A 19,203-nucleotide genomic window follows, 5' to 3' on the forward strand; every position below is an offset into this window, starting at 1 on the left:
AACATATAAAATAGAAACTGCTAAAGAAAATGGTATTATGTTCTATCAAATGGTAAGATGGTAAAAAATACTGTTATTGATGGATATCAATTGAATGAGAACGGTGAATGGATTTAGTCTATTTATCTACGTAAAGAAAAAATAACAGAAAAAACTTTTCTTAATACCAAAAGTACATGAGACAGCATTTATTGGCTGCTGGTGACCTTGCTATTCAAGGAAAGTTTTTTTCTGTTATTTTGTGTTAAAGGTTCATTAATGTGTTTCTTCTAAAAATGTATGTGTATCGAAGAAGTTGCCGAGTTCGGCTTTGATATGTTGGTTTTCGGTATTAATTTCTGTAATACGAATAATAGAAGAATAATCTTGTAATTGATGTCCAGAGACTCCTGATTCACAGAAAACGACTGCACCCACTGCATGAGAATCAAATTCTTTGATAAGACTTCGCATCCCATTAATGGTACCACCGGCTTTTAGAAAGTCATCGACAATCAGTACATTTGATCCACTTGGAAGTGTACGTTTAGATAATTCCATTTTTTCAACACGAGAAGATGAACCAGATACGTAATTAATACTTACAGTGGCTCCTTCTGTAATTTTCGAATCACGACGAACAATCACAAATGGCACATTTAAATAATTGGCAACTGTTTGAGCGATTGGTACACCCTTCGTTGCTACAGTCATAATGACATCGACTTTTTGGTCTTCATAGGCAGAAGCAATCATTTTTCCTAAGTGATGAAGAACGTCTGGTTTTCCAAGTAAATCAGATAAGTAAATATATCCACCAGGAAGTAGACGAGTTGAATCATTCATCTGGTCACAAATTTTTTGTGCTGCTTCTAATGCTTGTTCTTTTTTAATTTTTGGAGTGAAAATCACGCCTCCTGCAGCTCCAGGAAGTGTATTAACAACACCAATTCCTTGAATTTCAAAGGTGCGTTTAATAATGGCAATATCTTCACTGATGGAAGACTTTGCAGATTGGTATAAATCTGTAAAACTTGTTAATGAAATCAATGTGTGAGGATTATCGAGTAATCGTTGTGTCATATCGATTAAACGTTCGCTTCTCTTTAATTTCATTTGTTAGCCTCCTTTAATTTGAATCAAAGCTTATAAGACAGCTCTGGCTGAAGAATACTCCAGTAAAACTATTATACAGAAATTTACGAAAATTACAACAAAAAACAAGGCGAACATTCGTTAAAATTCGCTTTTTCTTTCATAATTTATTATTAATAATCGTGTTTTGTGAAGAGTTTCTTGATGTTACAGAGTAAATAAAAACCAAAGAAGTGTAAATTCTCCTTTGGTTTTTCTTTTTATTGTTTTTCTTCTTTGAATTAGTTCTCCGTGTTTAAGACGTGAGTTTCTACAGCTACTGCAACGCCATCTTCATCACAGCTTGTTGTAATGAAGTTTGCGAGTTCTTTAATTTCATCAATCGCATTTCCCATTGCAACGCCCATTCCTGCATACTCAATCATATCTCTATCGTTTTCTTGATCTCCGATACACATGACTTCACTAGCATCTAATCCTAATAACTCTGCTAGTTTAGCGACAGCATGTCCTTTACTTGCTTGTGGGTGTAGGACTTCTAAGTAAACAGGCATACTACGAACGATATTATGATTTTCTTTAAATGAGTCACTTAAATTTGGAATAAGATTTTCTAAAATTTCTGGTTCATCTACGAACATCATTTTTGAAAAAGTAGCATTTGAATCAAATTGATCCAGTGGTTGTTGAACAATTGGCATACCAACAAGGTCACGTTCCATATAAGAGTATTTTCCAATATCTGGTGTAGTAACATAAATATTTTTTTCATCGATTACGTGATAGTGAACGCCGTATTGTTGATGATAATCATCCATTTGTTTTAAATCATCCATCGTCATTCCAAAGCGTACTAAACTTTCTCCTGTTCCTGTTTTTTGAACAAGTGAACCGTTGTAAGTAATGACAAAATCACGATCATTAATTAAGTTTAGTTCTTTTAAATATCCTTGAACGCCTGGAAGTGGTCGTCCTGTACAAAGAACAATATAGACACCTTGTTCTTTTGCTTTTGTTAATGCTGCATGAACACGAGGAGTAATTTCGTGTTTTGAGTTAATCAAAGTTCCATCGATATCGATGGCAATTAATTTAATCATAGTCAGTCTCCTTTTTTCTGTATCAGTTTTATTATACCATAATTCACAACTGAATGAAAAAGTACAAAAGACTTTTCTTCGTAGCTGAATTCTATGGTGAGTTCGCTAGTTTAGAAAAGTCTTTGTCCTATTATTTCATTTGATTTGAGTAGACATCAAGTTTTGTAGCTAATGCTTGGAATTCTTGATAATCTTCGCTAAATAATTCTGATGTTCCTTCTGCAAACATTTCTCTAGGGAAGTATAAGCGTTCATCTCCACGAACTCTTCCTGAAATAGCAGATACTATCGAACTAACAATAGATAATTCGACCATATTTCCATTTCGTTCCATTAATTCAATTTGAGTTCTTGGTTTCACTGAATCTGGACGATAGAAATCATATGGTAAATCATAACTATTATTAATCGCAGTATAATACTCGGTATTATAACCAACATTTTGTACTAGTTCTTTCATACGTTCAATTGTTGTCACATCATTGACAGGGTTAAATGGCACGGATTTAAATGGTCTACGATTAATAAAACGATCGGCTAAATCACTTAAAATCGCATCGTCTTCAATTTGCCAATGAGCAAAATAAGTGTTTAAGACACTGTCGTCTAGACGAAGGTAATCTTCTAATGTCCAATTTTTTTCAAAAAATGGTTTTAAGAAAGAGGCTGTATATTTTAATGGATGCGTCGTTGAATGATAACATTCAGTAGCACGTTTTAATAAGTGATTTAACACCACTTCCATCCCTCTTGAGACTGGGTGGAAATAAACTTGCATATACATTTGATAACGGCTAACGACATAATCTTCTACGGCATGCATTCCTGAGAAGTTAAAGGCAATCCCACCTTTATAAGGACGAATCACACGTAAAATACGAGTTAAATCAAAGGTTCCATAGTTTACCCCTGTGAAATAAGCATCTCGTAGTAAGTAATCCATTCTGTCTGCATCAATTTGACTAGAAATTAATTGAACAACTTGTGGATTTGGATGTTTCTTTTGAATGACACTGGCTACTTCCTCAGGGAAAGTAGGAGAGACTGTTTTTAAAATTTTGTTTACTTCTGTGTCTGGTGACAAAATAATATCAATTGTAATTTGTTCATGATTTGTATCGAAAATTTTCTCAAAAGCATGAGAATAAGGGCCATGTCCGATATCGTGTAAAAGAGCGGCACATAGGACAACAAGGCGGTTAGAGTCATCCCATAATCCATCTTCTGAGGTTGTAGAAGGGTAGTTACGAACAAATTTGTCACAAATTCTTCTAGCAATTTCATAGACGCCTAATGAATGAGAAAAGCGGGAATGTTCAGCTGTATGGAAGGTGAACATAGAAGCGCCAGTTTGTTTAATTCGGCGTAATCGTTGCATTTCTCGGCTATTAATTAAGTCTAAAATCACACGGTGTTGAATGTGAATGTAGTCATGAACAGGGTCACGTAATACTTTTTCACGGGATAGTTCTTCAATATACATCAATCTTTTCCTCCTTATATTGTCTGGAATTACCGTTAAACTTTTCGAAGGTTTAAACGATCCATGGCTTTTTGATAACTTGCTTCAGTTGCAAAATTAATTTCTGACTCTAATAATTCACATTGCCCATCTAATAGAGCGGTTAAAATACGTTCTTTGACTTCTTGAACCGTTAGTGTTAAGTCTAATAATTGCGATACATTTGCCATACTATCTGCATTGATAGTTGGATAATGCCAACGAGTTTCTTCTCCCTTAATACTTTCTTCATAAAAATCATGGATTAAGTTTCCACGTTCTTCTTGATTTCCATTAATGCTAAGATAAATGGAGACACAAATGGAATTTTTGAAACGTCTTTGCGCAATTCCAGCAAATTTTTTCCCTTGGATACTTAAATCATAGTCTCCTGGGCAATAGGAATCACTCACTTCAAAGGCTTGGATTTCTTTTTCTCCAATAGCTTCTGGAAAGGCACGTGTGATGATTTCTTGCATCCATTCATATACTTGAGTAATCGTTGCATTTTGTCTAGAAAATAATAAACTAATATTTAAAACGCCTGAGTTACTAACAACGGCTAAGCCTCCAGCATGACGAACAACTGGTGTGTAATTTCGTTGTTTTAACAAAGCAACTCCCTCTTCTAAATAGGGTGTTTTAGTATCTGTCATTCCTAAAATCACTGTATCTTCCATTTCCCAAAAATGTAGAAAAGTTTCCGATGGAAATTGCACGAGATGATGTAAGATGGATTCATCCACTGCAAATGGAACAAAATAATCTTGCATTTGTTCTGATGAAGAGACAATTGTTTCTAGTAATTGAACTTGTTGATTTGTAATAGGTGTTTGTGTCATAAAAAATCCTTTCCAATAAATTAGGAATACACTTACATTATACCAAAAAAACGTGTATTCAGGCATAAAGAAGCGATTTTTTTGCCAAATTATTAAAGAATTTTCAAGATTTTAATGAAATAGTGGAGTTTTTCTTAGAGATTGAGTAGGATAAGGTTGAAAATAATACGAAAAGAGGGATTTTTATGAAAATTTTAGTCGTAGATGACGATCGCGAGATTGTTGAATTATTATCGATTTATTTAAGAAATGAAAAATTTGAAATTGTAAAAGCATATGATGGAAAACAAGCATTAGAAAAAATTCAAGCTTATCCAGATATTGATATGGTGATTTTAGATATTATGATGCCACGATTAGATGGAATTTCTGTTGTGCATGAAATTCGTAAAACGAATGATACTTTGCCGATTTTATTATTAAGTGCCAAATCAACAGATATTGATAAAATTCAAGGATTGACAAATGGGGCAGATGATTATGTAACGAAACCTTTTAATCCATTAGAAGTGATTGCACGTGTAAAATCATTATTACGTAGAACTTCAGCTTTAACAAAAGAAAGTGAAAGTGCGGAAGAAATTACGATTGGACCATTATTAATTAATAAAGGCTCTCATCAAGTAACAACATTAGATGGTTTAGAAATTCAATTAACGGTGTTAGAGTTTGGAATTTTATTCTTACTAGCAAGTCACCCTAATAAAGTATTTAGTGCAGATGAAATTTTTGAAACGGTATGGCAACAAGAAAGTATTGTCTCTACTAAAACGGTAATGGTTCACGTAAGTCATTTACGTGACAAGATTGCTGAAGCAACAGGTGGAGATAAGGTTATTGAAACCGTATGGGGAGTTGGCTATAAAATTGAAAGTAAATAGCAAATTTTTTCAAAAAAAGGCAGATAGAGAGGAAAAGCCTGCTGCCCTTTTAAAATTAACAGCCCGGGAAATTAGTGAATTATTTTTAGAAGGCGTGATTACACTCTGTATCGTCTTTGTCTTGTATTTAGGAGCTTTAGTATTGTTGAATCAAATTTTAGATGCGCCTGGATACTTTGTAGACGGCAGTCGTTCGATTCGTCAAGCTTGGAATGTTGAACCAAGTGAAATTCAATTATATAAAAATATTTTCTCCATTAGTTCGATTATTTTTGCGATTGGATTTACTTATTGGCGTTTAATTCGTCGTTATCATCAAATGCAATTATCTCATGTTTTAGAGGAATTACATTTAATTGCGCAAGGAGATTATGATCGAAGAATTCCTTTCCAATTAGCAGGAGATATGGGAAAAGTCGTGACGAGTATTAACCGTTTAGTAGATTCGACTGTAAGCGCCATGGAAGATGAACGGATGATTGAAAAATCAAAAGATGAATTGATTACAAATGTTTCTCATGATATTCGTACCCCTTTAACGTCTATTATTGGGTATTTAGGATTAGTCATTAATGGAAAGCCTAAAACAGCTGAAGAAACAAAGCGTTATGCAGAAATTGCGTATCATAAAGCGCAACAAATGAAGGCACTAGTAGATGATTTATTCGAATATACAACGACAAGTCCAAATGGAGCACCATTACGATTGAATGATATTCCAGTAGCGAATTTCTTAGAACAAGTAGCAGCCGATTTTGAATTAGAAGCACAAAAACGTCAAATGACAATTGAAGTGATTCCACCAAAAAGAAAAATGGTCTTGGAGATGGATGCCGAAAAGATGGTACGAGCGATTCATAATTTACTGTCGAATGCCATTAAATATGGTCGTGAAAATACGAAAATTACGATAGAAGTGTTGGAACAAAAAGACATTGTAACCATTGCTGTTCGTAATATTGGAGAACCTATCTCAAAAGAAGTGTTGGAGCATTTATTTAGTCGTTTTTATCGTGCAGAAGGCTCTCGTTCGAAAGAAACAGGGGGAACAGGCTTAGGTTTAGCCATTGCGGATAATATTGTTCGAAGTCATGGTGGGAGAATGTTAGCTGAATCTGTTGGAGAAGTGATTAGTTTTTATATTTGCTTGCCGAATGATGCGGATGTTTAGAGAGAAATAAAGTGCAACAAAAAGACATAACTATCTAGTATACTTAAGTCGACGAAACCAAAGTATAGAAATGATAGTTATGTCTAAACACTAAATAAAATAATACTACAAAAATTTATCATAATAATGATACAACATTAAAAATTTAAATTTATAATTTTATCGGTCTTATTGGCTAAATTCATATCATGAGTAACAATAATGATAGTTTTTCCATATTTATCGCGTAAATTTTTAATTAAGCTAAATACTTTTTCAGACATCATGGGATCAAGAGAACCTGTAGGTTCATCAGCTAATATCAAGTTTCCTGGTTTTAAAATACACCTAGCAATAGCAACTCTTTGTTGTTCTCCCCCAGACAATGTATTTACAATTTTATTTTTTAAATCAAATATATCCAACTCATTTAGAACATTATCTATTAGATGGATTTTTTCTTTTTTTGAGATATCTAAAAATTCCATAGCAATTAGTAAATTATCAACAACTTTTATATCATTGATTAAAGCAAACGATTGAAATAAATAATTAATACTGTCTCTTCTCAATTTCATTGCTAAGGAACTGTTGATAGATGGTAATTTTTTCCCATTTATTTTAATTTCACCACTATCAACTTTTTCGAGCATTCCAATCATGTTTAATATTGTACTCTTTCCAGAGCCAGACTTACCTATGATAGATACAATAGATTTTTCAGGAATAGAAATAGTGAAATTATCAATAATTTTTCTGCTATTATAACTTTTAGAAACATTTTTTAATTCTAGTATATTCATATTCCCCTCCTATGATTTTAAAAATAGATTTAGTTTTTTCATTTGATTACTTATCATAACCTTATAAAATATAATAAGTTGTATTAAACCAAGAACTATCATAAATACTATGCCGACTTTACTATGAAAAAGTATAACAGTTACAATGTCTAAGGCTATCACAAAAGTTGTTAACAGTAGCGGGATTTTGTATATACTAAAATTGCTATATCCCAAGAATTTCTTAACGGATATTTTTTCTTTATACGCATTCTGAAAAATAGTTATGATGCTAATCAATAAAATAATAACGATAAATGTAATAGCAATTAAAGTTCCCAGAAATAATTGTATCGTTAACCATAAATCTTTTTGTATTCCATCAACAAATAAACGAATTGTAGCAAACTCTATATAGTTATCATTTAAATTAAATTTTGATAAGTATTCTTGGCTTAAATACTTCGCTTCAGCTTCCCCTTCAAGTTTAATATAAGAATTTTCTAACCCTATAGCAATTAAGCTTTCTGTCTCTCTATAGATCATATTCTCAGGAGTAATGACTAATATGATTGGATCTTTAATCATAAGTTTATCTACTGATTTCGTACTAAATGAAAATACTTCTTGATTGAATTGATATTTTAAAAATTCAAATTCTTTATTTTCATTAAAACTAGTTTTTATATCATCTGATCTAATATTTTTAGTATCTTTTTCAATAAGCATTTCTTTTAACAATTTAATTTCATTATCTGATTTATTTTCTGGAATTAAATAAGTTCTAGTCCCTCGCTTAGCATTTTTTATAACTGAATCTTCAATTTTTATACCAATTTTTTTTAAATAATTAGGAGAAGCAGTCAGTGTCCAAAATTCTTCGTTAGGAACAGATTTATAAACTTCGTTTAATTTATACTTTTTTAGCATATCCTTGGAAATAAATGAAGTGTTTATGATATTTACATCATTATCATCTGAAATTTCTTTGTACCAGTTATAAAAATCTCTAAATAACTCTTTTGATTGCCTGTTAAAACTAGCTTGATCATTTCCAACGCTAATATTTTTTAAAATTTTATAGTCAGAAACCTTATTCCAGTTTTTAGAGATTTCTATATTTTTTTGAACTTCTTGGTAGGGGCTATCTATATATACACTTCCTACAATTAAGAAGATATTAAAAATAAAATACACCAATACTGCAACAATCATATATTTTCTTCTTGGTATTCTTTCTCTTGCTGCATTTATTGCTGAAATTAAGAAGATAAAAAGGGATGCTATTAATAATAAAATACTAATGATTATAAAATGAAGTATTCCTATCCCAAGCATTAAACTAATAAAAAAAATGGAGTTGAAAGTAATATCCGTTAAAACTAATCCATAGGGTATGAATAAAAAAATAGATAACAGAGCCGTATAAATTAACGGTTGATATAACTTAATAGCAAAATATTTTCTTGACCATCCTAGTAAAATAAGTTTACCTAAATTAGGCAAATACTTTATCGTTATTACAATAAGTAACGATAATAATACTAAATTGCTAATCACAAACATACCAACTATTATTATTTCATTCAATCCATGATCTAGAAAATATCCAGATTTACCATCAAAAAAAACGGAACTATCAACACCACTCACTTTACTGAGTCCTTCTAAAAATTCTATTTTTTTTGAATTATCTAATCCCAGAATTCTGTATTCACCATTAATAGTTTTTGTTTCTCTAATTGTATTTGATAACTTTTTAAAGACTATATTTTCTCCGAATTTAAAACGTGGAATATTATCAATACTATTTAATGTAGTTTCAGATACACCCAAAGTTGCATTTTCATCTTTTGCAACTAATAATTTCTCTAATTTATTTGAATTAGTAATATTTTGCCCTAAAAAATCAAGTGTTAACTTATCTTTATTAGATTTTATATCCCCATCAATACTAAACAAAGCACCAATAACTGAACCATGTCTATTAAGCAAAAAATCTTTCCTAATATAAAACAATCCATTTTGTTCTGCATATTCATTTAAAAATTTATACGTAGAGTCTGCTTTTTCTTCTGGTATCGTTTTTAATTGAATATATAAAGCGGAAGATGGATACATACTTAATTTATTAAAATATGCTATATCCATGTAAAAAGTTGCCACTAATGAAAATAAAACACCATTTAGTAATATCATAATACAAGTTAAATATTTTAATAAATTATTGTTAAAAATACTTTTCATAGTGCCTCCTAAATGAATTATTATATAGAAAGGCAAAAGAATCTATTAAATTCTTTTGCCTTTCAAATTTAACTATCTACAATCCCAATATGCTCTAGCTGTAGAGTTTCCTATAAACCGTGAAGCATAAGCAACTTCGCCAGCATCTTTCCAACCTGAAAATGAACCATTTGCTGTTGCGGAATGTTCGAAGTCATGTGTTTGAACTTCTGAATAACTAAATACTCCCCATTTTCTTCCATACTCCCAGTTAACAGGTTCACCCTTATAATAAACAGTTGCAGATGTTGCGTATGCAATTCCTGGAATAGAAGCTAATACCATAAGTGTTGCGATAATTATTGTCATTCTTTTCATAATTTTATTTTTCATTTTATATCTCTCCTTTGAAGTTATTTAAATATGAACTAACTAACATAAAATTATTATTCCCAACAACTTAAATAGATTAAAATAAGTAATCTCCATTTTTATATCTATGAGGATTAATATTTTCCATGCTTAGCACCTCCTTTTTTATGTTTTATATAAATTAATCACCTTATATTAATTGTTTCTATTTAAATTGAATATTTAACTTAATAGAAACTTCACCCACACGTTAACTTACTTTGTGTTGTTTTTAACTATTTTTCTTTGCTTATATTATAATGTATTAACCGTTTACATTCAAGTGATAATGTGTACTTTGAAAAGATATATTTCTGAGATATCGACCCCAAAAAGTTGGACTAAAAATCTAACCGTTGGAGGTCGGTATCTTTTTGCTAGTCATCATTTTATAAAATTGTTATGATAGAACAAAATGAATGTGGAGGAAGAAGTATGAAATTAACAACATGGAATGTGAATGGAATTCGTTCTGTTTTAAATAAAGGGGCTTTACAAGAATATGTATTAGAAGCTCAACCAGATATTTTATGTTTACAAGAAACAAAAGCACAGCCTGAACAAGTGGATTTAGGAATGGAATTTGCAGGCTATCATGCGTATTGGAATTCAGCAGTAAAAAAAGGATATTCTGGAACAGCTATTTTTACAAAGGAAGAACCGATTTCTGTTCAATATGGATTAGGAATTGAAGAACATGATCAAGAAGGACGTGTCATTACAGCAGAATATGCTGATTATTATTTAGTGACAGTTTATACACCAAATGCAAAACGTGATTTAACTCGTTTAAGTTATCGCCAAGTGTGGGAAGATGATTTCTTAGCTTTTATTAAAAAGTTAGAAGAAACAAAGCCTGTTATTTTCTGTGGCGATTTAAATGTAGCGCATAAGGAAATCGATTTGGCAAATCCAAAAACAAATACAAAAAATGCAGGATTTACAAAAGAAGAGCGTGAAAAATTTGATCAAATTGTAGAGAATTGCTTAGTAGATGCGTTCCGTTTTCGTTACCCAGAAGCAGTAGGAGCTTATACTTGGTGGAGCTATATGGGTGGCGCTCGTGCAAGAAATATTGGATGGAGAATTGACTATTTTGTTGTATCAGAAGTGTTAACTTCTCGCATTCAAGAAGTGAAAATTCGTGCGGATGTAACCGGAAGTGACCACTGTCCAGTGGAAATGGAAATTATCTAAGAATTAAAAAAATGTCTGAATTTTGATAGTGAGGGAGCTATGAAGGTTCAGACTTTTTTGTTGAGTAGGAATCTGCTCATATTCTGCTTACATTCTGCTCAAAATTTGCTCATTTTTTTAAATTCACTTAAAATGAAGATGTATAATCGAAAAAGAACGTTTGTTCGTAACAAAAAAGAAACTATGCTATACTAAGGTGAACGCCTAAGGGCAGAGTTTTTGATTTTAGATAGAAATAGAGGAAGATGGAATGGCGAAAGATCAGATTATCGTTCGTGGAGCACGCTCCCATAATTTAAAAAATATTGATGTAACGATTCCAAGAGATCAATTAGTAGTAATTACAGGATTATCCGGTTCAGGGAAGAGTTCACTAGCTTTTGATACATTATATGCAGAAGGGCAAAGAAGATATGTAGAGAGTTTATCGGCTTATGCACGACAATTTTTAGGGCAAATGGATAAACCAGATGTTGATAGTATTGATGGGTTAAGTCCAGCAATTGCGATTGACCAAAAAACAACTTCTCGTAACCCTCGTTCAACTGTCGGAACAGTAACGGAAATTAATGATTACTTGAGATTACTATATGCACGTGTAGGAAAACCGTATTGTCCAAATGACGGCACTTTAATTGAAAGTCAATCGATTGAACAAATGGTGAATCGTGTAATGGAATTGCCAGAAAGAACAAAAATTCAAATTTTAGCTCCGATTGTAAAAGGGAAAAAGGGAGAACATAAAAAAGTTTTCGAAAATATTCAAAAAGACGGCTATATTCGTATTCGAGTAGATGGCGAAATGATGGAGACAACGGATGAAATTTCATTAGAAAAAAATAAAAAACATTCGATTGAAATTGTTGTCGACCGTATTATTGTGTCGGATAAGAGCCGTTCAAGATTATTCGATTCATTAGAAGCAGCGCTTCGTTTAGCAGAAGGGTATGCGATTGTCGATGTCATTGGGCAAGAAGAAATCTTATTTAGTGAGCATTACGCTTGTCCTCATTGTGGATTTACGATTGGAGAATTAGAGCCACGTCTATTTTCATTCAATGCACCTTTTGGAGCTTGTCCGGAATGTGATGGATTAGGAATGAAATTAGAAGTGGATATCGATTTAGTCGTTCCAGATAAAGAAAAAACATTAAATGAAGGAGCATTAGCGCCTTGGAATCCGATTAGTTCGAACTATTATCCAGAGATGTTGCGCCAATTTTGTGAGCAGTTTAAAGTTCCAATGGATTTACCGTTTGAAAAATTAACACAGTCTCAGAAAAATCTAGTGTTATATGGTTCTGGAGATGCCACTTTCCATTTCCATTATGAAAATGAATTTGGTGGTGTTCGAGATGTGGATGTACCTTTTGAAGGAGTCATTGTCAATGTGAAACGCCGCTATCATGAGACGAATAGCGATTATACTAGAGAACAAATGCGTCAATATATGACGGAATTATCGTGTAAAGCTTGTCATGGACATCGTTTAAATGAACAGGCATTGGCAGTCAAAGTGAATCATAAACATATTAGTGAAGTATTGGAACTATCCGTTGATGAAGAAATTGAATTTTTCAAAGACTTAACGTTATCTCCACAAGATGAACAAATTGCCGCTCCTATTTTAAAAGAAGTGCAATCTCGTTTAACATTCTTGAAAAATGTTGGGTTGCAATATTTGAACCTTAGTCGTGCAGCAGGAACATTATCAGGGGGGGAAGCACAACGGATTCGTCTAGCGACTCAAATTGGATCGAATTTATCAGGAGTATTATATATTTTAGATGAGCCATCGATTGGATTGCATCAAAGAGACAATGATCGATTAATTCAATCGTTACAAAATATGCGTGATTTAGGAAATACATTAATTGTAGTAGAACATGATGAAGACACGATGAGAGCAGCAGATTACTTAATTGATATTGGACCGGGAGCAGGAGAATTTGGAGGACAAATTATTGCTGCTGGAACGCCAAAAGAAGTGGAAAAAAATCCAAACTCATTGACGGGTCAATATTTATCAGGGAAAAAATCAATTGCCGTTCCAACTGAACGTAGAACAGAAGATAAAGGGTGGATTCGCTTAAAAGGAGCCAGTGAAAATAACTTAAAATCTGTTAACGTCGATATTCCTTTAGGAAGATTAGTAGCAGTTACAGGAGTTTCAGGTTCTGGAAAGAGTTCTCTTGTCAATGGAGTATTGAAAAAAGCTCTAGCAAGAGAAATTTCAAAATCAAAAGAAAAGCCAGGAGCCTTTAAAGCGATTAAAGGATATGAAGGATTAGATAAAATTATTGATATCGATCAAAGTCCAATTGGTCGTACTCCAAGAAGTAATCCAGCAACTTACACTAGTGTATTTGATGATATTCGTGACTTATTTGCAACAACAAATGAAGCAAAATTACGTGGCTATAAAAAAGGACGTTTTAGTTTCAATGTCAAAGGTGGACGATGCGAAGCGTGTAAGGGGGACGGTATTTTAAAAATTGAAATGCATTTCCTACCAGATGTATACGTCCCTTGTGAAATTTGCCATGGTAGTCGTTATAATTCAGAAACATTGGAAGTCAAATATAAAGGAAAAAGTATTGCGGAAGTATTAGAAATGACGGTAGATGATGCGGTAGAATTTTTTCAAGCTGTTCCAAAAATTAAACGAAAACTTCAAACGATTAAAGATGTTGGTTTGGGCTATGTGACTTTAGGACAATCCGCTACAACTTTATCGGGTGGAGAAGCACAACGGATGAAATTAGCGAGTGAACTGCAACGAGTGTCTACAGGGAATACTTTTTATGTATTAGATGAGCCAACGACTGGGCTTCATACAGATGATATTGCTCGATTATTAGAAGTATTGAATCGTTTAGTAGAGTCAGGAAATACTGTTTTAGTGATTGAACATAATTTAGATGTAATCAAAACGGCTGATTATATTATTGATATGGGACCAGAAGGTGGAAGTGGTGGAGGACAAGTTGTCGCTACTGGAACACCTGAAGAAGTTGCTCAAGTGGAAGGAAGCTTTACAGGACAATATTTGAAGAAAGTATTGAAATAATTAAATTTAAAGTTTTTGAAACTATTTACAATAAAAATTAGCCTTCTTTTGAGAACTCAAGCAGAACTATTGTCATTCAAAAAAAAGTATGGTACTCTTTGTACATAAAATAACATTTTCGGGGCAAGGTGTAATTCCTTACCGGCGGTATAGTCCGCGAGCCGAACAGGCATGATCTGGTGCAATTCCAGAACCGATAGTGATAGTCTAGATGAGAGAAAATGGTTATATTTCACGTTCGAAGATACCAATCAATTTGATATATAAGAATGCAGCGATGAAATGTAGACCATTTTGTTGCTGCATTTTTTTGTGCAGTTATACAAATAAAATGGAACAAGAACGTGAGAAACCATCCGATCCTTCACCCGGTTAAGGAGGAGATGTACGATGAGTACAAATGCAAAAACAGTGTCACGTTATGCGACAAAACAAATTATTTTAGTAGGACTATTCGGTGCGTTAAGTACGATTCTAATGTTATTAGAATTTAGTCTTCCATTTATTCCACCATTTGTTAAAATGGATTTTTCTGAATTACCTGTTATTTTAGGAGGTTATTTATTAGGACCATTATATGGTGCGTATATTGCAATTGTAAAAGTTGCATTGAACTTTGTTTTAAATGGAACAACAACATTTGGGATTGGCGAAACAGTGAACTTAATTGGAAGTTTAAGTTTCATGTTACCAGCGGTATTTTATTATAAATATCACCGTACATTTAAAGGGGCGATTACAAGTTTAGTGATTGGTACAACTACTGCAACAGTAGTATTGTTAACAGCAAATTATTTTGTAATTTTCCCATTATATGCAACAGCGATGCATTTCCCAATTGAAAAAATTGTTGCACTTGCAGCTACTACAAACCCATTTGTCACAAATTTATGGACATTGATGCTATTTGCCTTATTACCATTTAATGTATTAAAATTTGGCTTAAGCAGTGTACTATCGTTAATGCTTTATAAAAAAGTTGAAAAAGTATTAAAATTAGAGAAACAATAAATTTAATAACTCAAGAAACCCACTACCCAGAACTTGTTAGAAATAACTGCCATTTCTAACAAGTTTTTTTGTTGGAAAAAATTGTCAGCGTCGTAGATCAAAGAAGTTTCTTATAATGATTTGCCTTTTTTCTGTATGTAGTATAAACTTTACAAAAATAGGAATAAGAGGTGTTCTCAGTATGAAAGAGGAAAATATTTCTAGATTTATGAGGGATGGAAAAATTACTGTTCTTCCTAAAAAGCAGAAAAATAAAATGGAAATCTTTGAATTTATTTATAATCATTTAAAGAATCATTCAGAGACGTATACTGAAAAAGAATTGAATGAAAAAATTAAGGAATTATATGATGATTTTGCTACAATGCGTCGTTATTTAGTAGACTATAAATTTGTCATTAGAGATGATTATGGAAAAAATTATCAACTGAATCCAGATGTTGAATTAGATAATTAAATACAAAAACAGGAAACGGTAGAGGAAAGGTCTCTATCGTTTTTTGTTGGTTTTAGGAAATTCAAAAATATAAACGATTTCGACTACAGTCGATAAAAACAACAGAAATCTATCTAGTTTCGATTATAATCGAAACAGCAGTTCCAATTTATGTTTATTTCGAGTATAATCGAAATAGTAGAATATGAGGTGATGAAGATGGAATATATGGAAAGACCTAAATATATAAAACAAATTGAGAAGTTTATCGATAAACCTGTTATTAAAATTTTGACAGGGATGCGACGTGTTGGAAAGTCAACGATATTAATGATGATTAAAGATAAACTGCTCACAGCAATACCTGATCAACAAAAAATCTATATCAATTTTGAGTCTTTAGAGTTTATGTATATTAATGAAGCGAATTTATTGGCGAAATATTTAATGGATAAAACAAAAAATGTAGAAGGAAAAATGTATTATTTTTTTGATGAAATTCAGTTAGTAAAAGACTGGGAAAAAGTCATCAATGGATTAAGAGTAGATAAAGATTGCGATATTTATATCACAGGTTCTAATTCAAATTTGATTTCTGGAGAACTTGCAACATTGCTAGCAGGTCGTTATGTAGAATTTGAAATTCAGCCATTTACTTTTGATGAATTTTCAATCATTTTTAAAGACTATTCGTTATCTAAGGAAGAACTCTTTATGAAATTTATTAAAATCGGTGGGATGCCTATTTTAAAATATTTTAATTTAGAGGAAGATACGAGTTACAAGTACTTGAACGATGTGTACAATACGGTTTTAGTTAAAGATGTATTGAACTATAACAAAATACGAGATGTGGATATTTTTAATCGTATCTTGTCTTTTGCGATTCAAAATATTGGTTCTACATTTTCAGCAAGTAGTATTAAGAGATATTTGAAAAGTGAAAGTAGAGAAGTTTCGATTGATACAATTCTCAATTATTTAGAATATTGTAGTAGAGCCTTTATTTTAAAGAAAGTTCCACGATTTGATACAGTAGGAAAAAAGAATTTAAAAGTCGATGAGAAGTATTATTTGACAGACCATGGTTTTAGAGCAGCAAAAGGATATTCTAATACAAAAGATATCGAAAGAATTTTAGAGAATATTGTGTATATTGAATTAATTTCACGAGGATATAAAGTTGAAATTGGAAAAGTAAGGGATTTGGAAGTTGATTTCATTGCAAGTAAGGGAAATGAGAGAGTGTATTATCAAGTTTCCTATATGATGGGAACAGAAGAAACAAGACAGCGAGAATTTGGTGTGTACCATCAAATAGATGATCATTATCCAAAATATGTTTTGTCAATGGATAAAGTAGATTTTAGTCAAAACGGAATTATTCATAAGAATGTAATAGATTTCTTACTAGAGAGCACAATGATTGAATAACCAATGATGAGGCTTTTGGTTGTATGAGAAATGATAGCTTTACTAGTATTTTCGAGAAAAATACGGTAGGATGGATAGCGGAATAAATGAAAGTTGAGGAGTAGAATATGAAAAAAGAAACGCGAAGTTTGGTTCAAACGGTCGCAATAGTGTTAAGTATCCTTTTTATCGTTCTTGCGATGATTAATTCGCATTTTGATTGGCAATTATTAGCGATACCTGGAAGTGCATTTGCTTTATTATCGATTTTTATGAGTTGCTTATTATTATGGTTATTTGTAGGAATCGACTGGCCAAGTGTTTTATGTTTAGTCTTATTAGGACTCGGGTGGCTTCCAAAAGTAACGTATAGTCAAGTATTTTCTCTTTCTTTTGGAAATAGCACATTTGTTTTCTTATTATTTACGTTTATAGTGACGTATGCTTTAGAACAGACTCCTGCTTTGAAACGTTTAGTGGGTTGGTTTTTAAAAACGAATTTTGCAAAGAAAAGTCCGAGTCATTTTTTAGGAGCCTTTCTAGGTGCTGTGTTAGTCATTAGTTGTTTTATTTCACCGACAATTTTATTTATGATTGTCTTTCCAATTTATGAAGAGATGATGGAAGTATTTGGATTAGAAAAAGGGAGTCGACAAGCGTCCTTTATTTTAATTACATTATTTTCTACCATTGCGATTGGAACGGCGATGACGCCGATTAATCATGTCTTTGCGATTACAGCAATGGGATTGTATCATACAGCAACTGGTGTAAGTATTTTAAATGTACAATATATGGGAATTGCGATGCCGGCAGGGCTTTGTATTTTTGTTGGAATGTTGGCAAGTTTACACCGCTTATGGAAATTAGATTTATCAGAAGTAACGTTCCAAAGTCTAGAATCATTGGAAAATTTACCAAAAGTGACAAAAAAAGAAAAATGGATTGTTTCTATTTTTTCAATTGTGATTGCTTTATGGATTATTCCGGAATGGTTAGGAATTGTTTCGCCTAGTGTGGCAGCTTTCTTAAAATCTGCGGGGATGGCATTCCCACCAATGATTGGTGCGGTATTATTAGCTTGTATCCGTGAAGATGGAAAACCGTTAATGTCGATTCAAGAAGCTTTAACACGTGGCGTTTACTGGCCAAGTTTATTATTAGTAGGGGCAACTTTGAGTTTAGGAACTTTATTAACAAAACCAGAATTAGGGGTATTACCTTTAATTGAAAGTGGGTTAACTCCTTTATTCCATCAATGGAGTGCGATGGTAATTGTCATTGTCTTTGTCATTTGGGCGGGACTTCAAACAAATTTTTCATCGAATTTAGTAACCGTTTCGGTTGTGACGACTGTGTTAACAACGATTGCTGCTAGTACGGATTTAGGAATTCATACAGCTGTTGTTGCTTGTTTAATTGGTTTTATGGCAAGTTTAGCCTATATGACTCCGCCGGCAATGCCTTATGTAGCCATTTCTGTTGGTAGTGGATGGACGAGTTCAAAAGATGCCTTTTTATATGGTGGATGGTTATTAGTGTTAAGTATTGTAAGTGCAATTGTAATCGGGTATCCATTAGGGACTCTATGGATGTAAGAAAGGAGAAAATCATGTTAGAAGAACAACGTCAGAAAATTGATTCTATTGATCGCCAAATTGTTGCGTTATTTGAAGAACGAACAAATGTAGTAGAAGAAGTAGCGAAAATTAAGTTAGAAAATGATATTCCGATTTTAGATAGTGGTCGTGAGGAACAAGTAATTTTGAAAGTTCAATCGTATTTAAAAGACGAGTCTTTAAAAGATGAGTTGGCTGAACTTTATACTGAATTAATGCGAATTTCTCGTAAACATCAAAAAAATTGGATTGAATAACAAGGATAATTGAAACAGGAATACTCCAATCGCTTCGAGGGAAGTGGTTGGAGTTTTCTTATATAAAAATAAATATTTTTTGAAAAAAGGTATTGCAAAAAGTTAAAGACTAGTTTATTATATATGAGTACGTTATTTTAATAACAGCTGGAGGGGTAGCGAAGTGGCTAAACGCGGCGGACTGTAAATCCGCTCCTTAGGGTTCGGCAGTTCGAATCTGCCCCCCTCCACCA

16 protein-coding genes, 1 tRNA gene, 1 pseudogene and 1 riboswitch are annotated in these 19,203 nt (G+C 32.4%); of the genes and pseudogenes, 11 read left to right on the forward strand and 7 right to left on the reverse strand.

The window, feature by feature from the left end; genetic code table 11:
* Positions 1–45: 45 nt before the first annotated feature.
* Positions 46–117 (forward strand): annotated as a pseudogene (locus RWL86_RS08400) (N-acetylmuramoyl-L-alanine amidase family protein); the annotation flags it as partial.
* Between the two features lie 138 nt (positions 118–255).
* Here the strand turns inward: RWL86_RS08400 and purR are convergent.
* The 4 genes from purR to RWL86_RS00120 form a co-directional block, all read right to left on the reverse strand.
* Positions 256–1,095, reverse strand: a complete 840-nt coding sequence (gene purR, locus RWL86_RS00105) for a pur operon repressor (RefSeq protein WP_314076587.1) — start codon at positions 1,093–1,095, stop codon at positions 256–258.
* Positions 1,096–1,355: 260 nt separating this feature from the next.
* Entirely contained in the window at positions 1,356–2,174 is an 819-nt protein-coding gene (gene yidA, locus RWL86_RS00110) for a sugar-phosphatase (RefSeq protein WP_314076588.1), read from the reverse strand.
* Between the two features lie 130 nt (positions 2,175–2,304).
* Positions 2,305–3,657 (reverse strand): HD domain-containing protein, encoded by a 1,353-nt coding sequence (locus tag RWL86_RS00115; RefSeq protein WP_314076698.1) that lies wholly within the window; start codon positions 3,655–3,657, stop codon positions 2,305–2,307.
* Positions 3,658–3,692: 35 nt separating this feature from the next.
* A complete protein-coding gene (locus RWL86_RS00120) occupies positions 3,693–4,517 on the reverse strand; it encodes a lipoate--protein ligase family protein (protein ID WP_314076589.1) in 825 nt (274 codons plus the stop codon).
* A gap of 185 nt (positions 4,518–4,702) precedes the next feature.
* On the opposite strand from RWL86_RS00120, the gene RWL86_RS00125 reads away from it, so the two are divergent.
* Both RWL86_RS00125 and RWL86_RS00130 read left to right on the forward strand, forming a co-directional pair.
* Positions 4,703–5,398, forward strand: coding sequence for a response regulator transcription factor (locus tag RWL86_RS00125; protein ID WP_314076590.1), 696 nt, complete (start codon positions 4,703–4,705; stop codon positions 5,396–5,398).
* The gene (locus RWL86_RS00130) at positions 5,385–6,569 is read left to right on the forward strand and encodes a HAMP domain-containing sensor histidine kinase (RefSeq protein ID WP_314076591.1); all 1,185 of its coding nucleotides are present in this window, start codon (positions 5,385–5,387) and stop codon (positions 6,567–6,569) included. The genes RWL86_RS00125 and RWL86_RS00130 overlap by 14 nt, the downstream gene beginning before the upstream one ends.
* Positions 6,570–6,706: 137 nt before the next feature.
* On the opposite strand, the gene RWL86_RS00135 is transcribed toward RWL86_RS00130, so the two are convergent.
* From RWL86_RS00135 to RWL86_RS00145, 3 genes are all read right to left on the reverse strand, one after another.
* Positions 6,707–7,351 carry an ABC transporter ATP-binding protein gene (locus RWL86_RS00135; RefSeq protein ID WP_314076592.1) on the reverse strand — a complete coding sequence of 215 codons (645 nt, stop codon included), beginning with the start codon at positions 7,349–7,351 and terminating at the stop codon, positions 6,707–6,709.
* Positions 7,352–7,360: 9 nt separating this feature from the next.
* Complete coding sequence (locus RWL86_RS00140) at positions 7,361–9,577, reverse strand: hypothetical protein (protein WP_314076593.1); 2,217 nt, start codon at positions 9,575–9,577, stop codon at positions 7,361–7,363.
* 72 nt (positions 9,578–9,649) lie between these two features.
* Positions 9,650–9,949, reverse strand: coding sequence for a hypothetical protein (locus RWL86_RS00145; protein ID WP_314076594.1), 300 nt, complete (start codon positions 9,947–9,949; stop codon positions 9,650–9,652).
* Positions 9,950–10,402: 453 nt separating this feature from the next.
* On the opposite strand from RWL86_RS00145, the gene RWL86_RS00150 reads away from it, so the two are divergent.
* The 8 genes from RWL86_RS00150 to RWL86_RS00185 all read left to right on the forward strand — a co-directional run bounded on the left by RWL86_RS00150 (position 10,403) and on the right by RWL86_RS00185 (position 19,203).
* Entirely contained in the window at positions 10,403–11,164 is a 762-nt protein-coding gene (locus tag RWL86_RS00150) for an exodeoxyribonuclease III (protein ID WP_314076595.1), read from the forward strand.
* 250 nt (positions 11,165–11,414) lie between these two features.
* Positions 11,415–14,234, forward strand: a complete 2,820-nt coding sequence (gene uvrA, locus RWL86_RS00155; protein ID WP_314076596.1) for an excinuclease ABC subunit UvrA — start codon at positions 11,415–11,417, stop codon at positions 14,232–14,234.
* A 110-nt stretch (positions 14,235–14,344) separates the two neighbouring features.
* Positions 14,345–14,461, forward strand: a riboswitch (FMN riboswitch).
* A 163-nt stretch (positions 14,462–14,624) separates the two neighbouring features.
* Positions 14,625–15,245, forward strand: coding sequence for an ECF transporter S component (locus tag RWL86_RS00160; RefSeq protein WP_314076597.1), 621 nt, complete (start codon positions 14,625–14,627; stop codon positions 15,243–15,245).
* Positions 15,246–15,426: 181 nt separating this feature from the next.
* Positions 15,427–15,702, forward strand: coding sequence for a DUF2087 domain-containing protein (locus RWL86_RS00165; protein ID WP_314076598.1), 276 nt, complete (start codon positions 15,427–15,429; stop codon positions 15,700–15,702).
* A 198-nt stretch (positions 15,703–15,900) separates the two neighbouring features.
* On the forward strand, positions 15,901–17,115 hold the full coding sequence (locus RWL86_RS00170) for an ATP-binding protein (protein WP_314076599.1): 1,215 nt from the start codon (positions 15,901–15,903) through the stop codon (positions 17,113–17,115).
* 107 nt (positions 17,116–17,222) lie between these two features.
* A complete protein-coding gene (locus tag RWL86_RS00175) occupies positions 17,223–18,692 on the forward strand; it encodes an SLC13 family permease (RefSeq protein WP_314076600.1) in 1,470 nt (489 codons plus the stop codon).
* A gap of 14 nt (positions 18,693–18,706) precedes the next feature.
* The gene (locus RWL86_RS00180) at positions 18,707–18,970 is read left to right on the forward strand and encodes a chorismate mutase (protein ID WP_314076601.1); all 264 of its coding nucleotides are present in this window, start codon (positions 18,707–18,709) and stop codon (positions 18,968–18,970) included.
* Between the two features lie 149 nt (positions 18,971–19,119).
* Positions 19,120–19,203 (forward strand) — tRNA-Tyr (locus RWL86_RS00185).

Source organism: uncultured Granulicatella sp. (genome assembly GCF_963515095.1).
Taxonomy (GTDB): Bacteria; Bacillota; Bacilli; order Lactobacillales; family Aerococcaceae; genus Granulicatella.

Coding starts and splice junctions, on each gene's coding strand:
- purR (WP_314076587.1), bottom strand. CDS start 1,095: ATGAAATTAAAGAGAAGCGAACGTTTAATCGATATGACACAACGATTA.
- yidA (WP_314076588.1), bottom strand. CDS start 2,174: ATGATTAAATTAATTGCCATCGATATCGATGGAACTTTGATTAACTCA.
- RWL86_RS00115 (WP_314076698.1), bottom strand. CDS start 3,657: ATGTATATTGAAGAACTATCCCGTGAAAAAGTATTACGTGACCCTGTT.
- RWL86_RS00120 (WP_314076589.1), bottom strand. CDS start 4,517: ATGACACAAACACCTATTACAAATCAACAAGTTCAATTACTAGAAACA.
- RWL86_RS00125 (WP_314076590.1), top strand. CDS start 4,703: ATGAAAATTTTAGTCGTAGATGACGATCGCGAGATTGTTGAATTATTA.
- RWL86_RS00135 (WP_314076592.1), bottom strand. CDS start 7,351: ATGAATATACTAGAATTAAAAAATGTTTCTAAAAGTTATAATAGCAGA.
- RWL86_RS00140 (WP_314076593.1), bottom strand. CDS start 9,577: ATGAAAAGTATTTTTAACAATAATTTATTAAAATATTTAACTTGTATT.
- RWL86_RS00145 (WP_314076594.1), bottom strand. CDS start 9,949: ATGAAAAATAAAATTATGAAAAGAATGACAATAATTATCGCAACACTT.
- RWL86_RS00150 (WP_314076595.1), top strand. CDS start 10,403: ATGAAATTAACAACATGGAATGTGAATGGAATTCGTTCTGTTTTAAAT.
- uvrA (WP_314076596.1), top strand. CDS start 11,415: ATGGCGAAAGATCAGATTATCGTTCGTGGAGCACGCTCCCATAATTTA.
- RWL86_RS00160 (WP_314076597.1), top strand. CDS start 14,625: ATGAGTACAAATGCAAAAACAGTGTCACGTTATGCGACAAAACAAATT.
- RWL86_RS00165 (WP_314076598.1), top strand. CDS start 15,427: ATGAAAGAGGAAAATATTTCTAGATTTATGAGGGATGGAAAAATTACT.
- RWL86_RS00170 (WP_314076599.1), top strand. CDS start 15,901: ATGGAATATATGGAAAGACCTAAATATATAAAACAAATTGAGAAGTTT.
- RWL86_RS00175 (WP_314076600.1), top strand. CDS start 17,223: ATGAAAAAAGAAACGCGAAGTTTGGTTCAAACGGTCGCAATAGTGTTA.
- RWL86_RS00180 (WP_314076601.1), top strand. CDS start 18,707: ATGTTAGAAGAACAACGTCAGAAAATTGATTCTATTGATCGCCAAATT.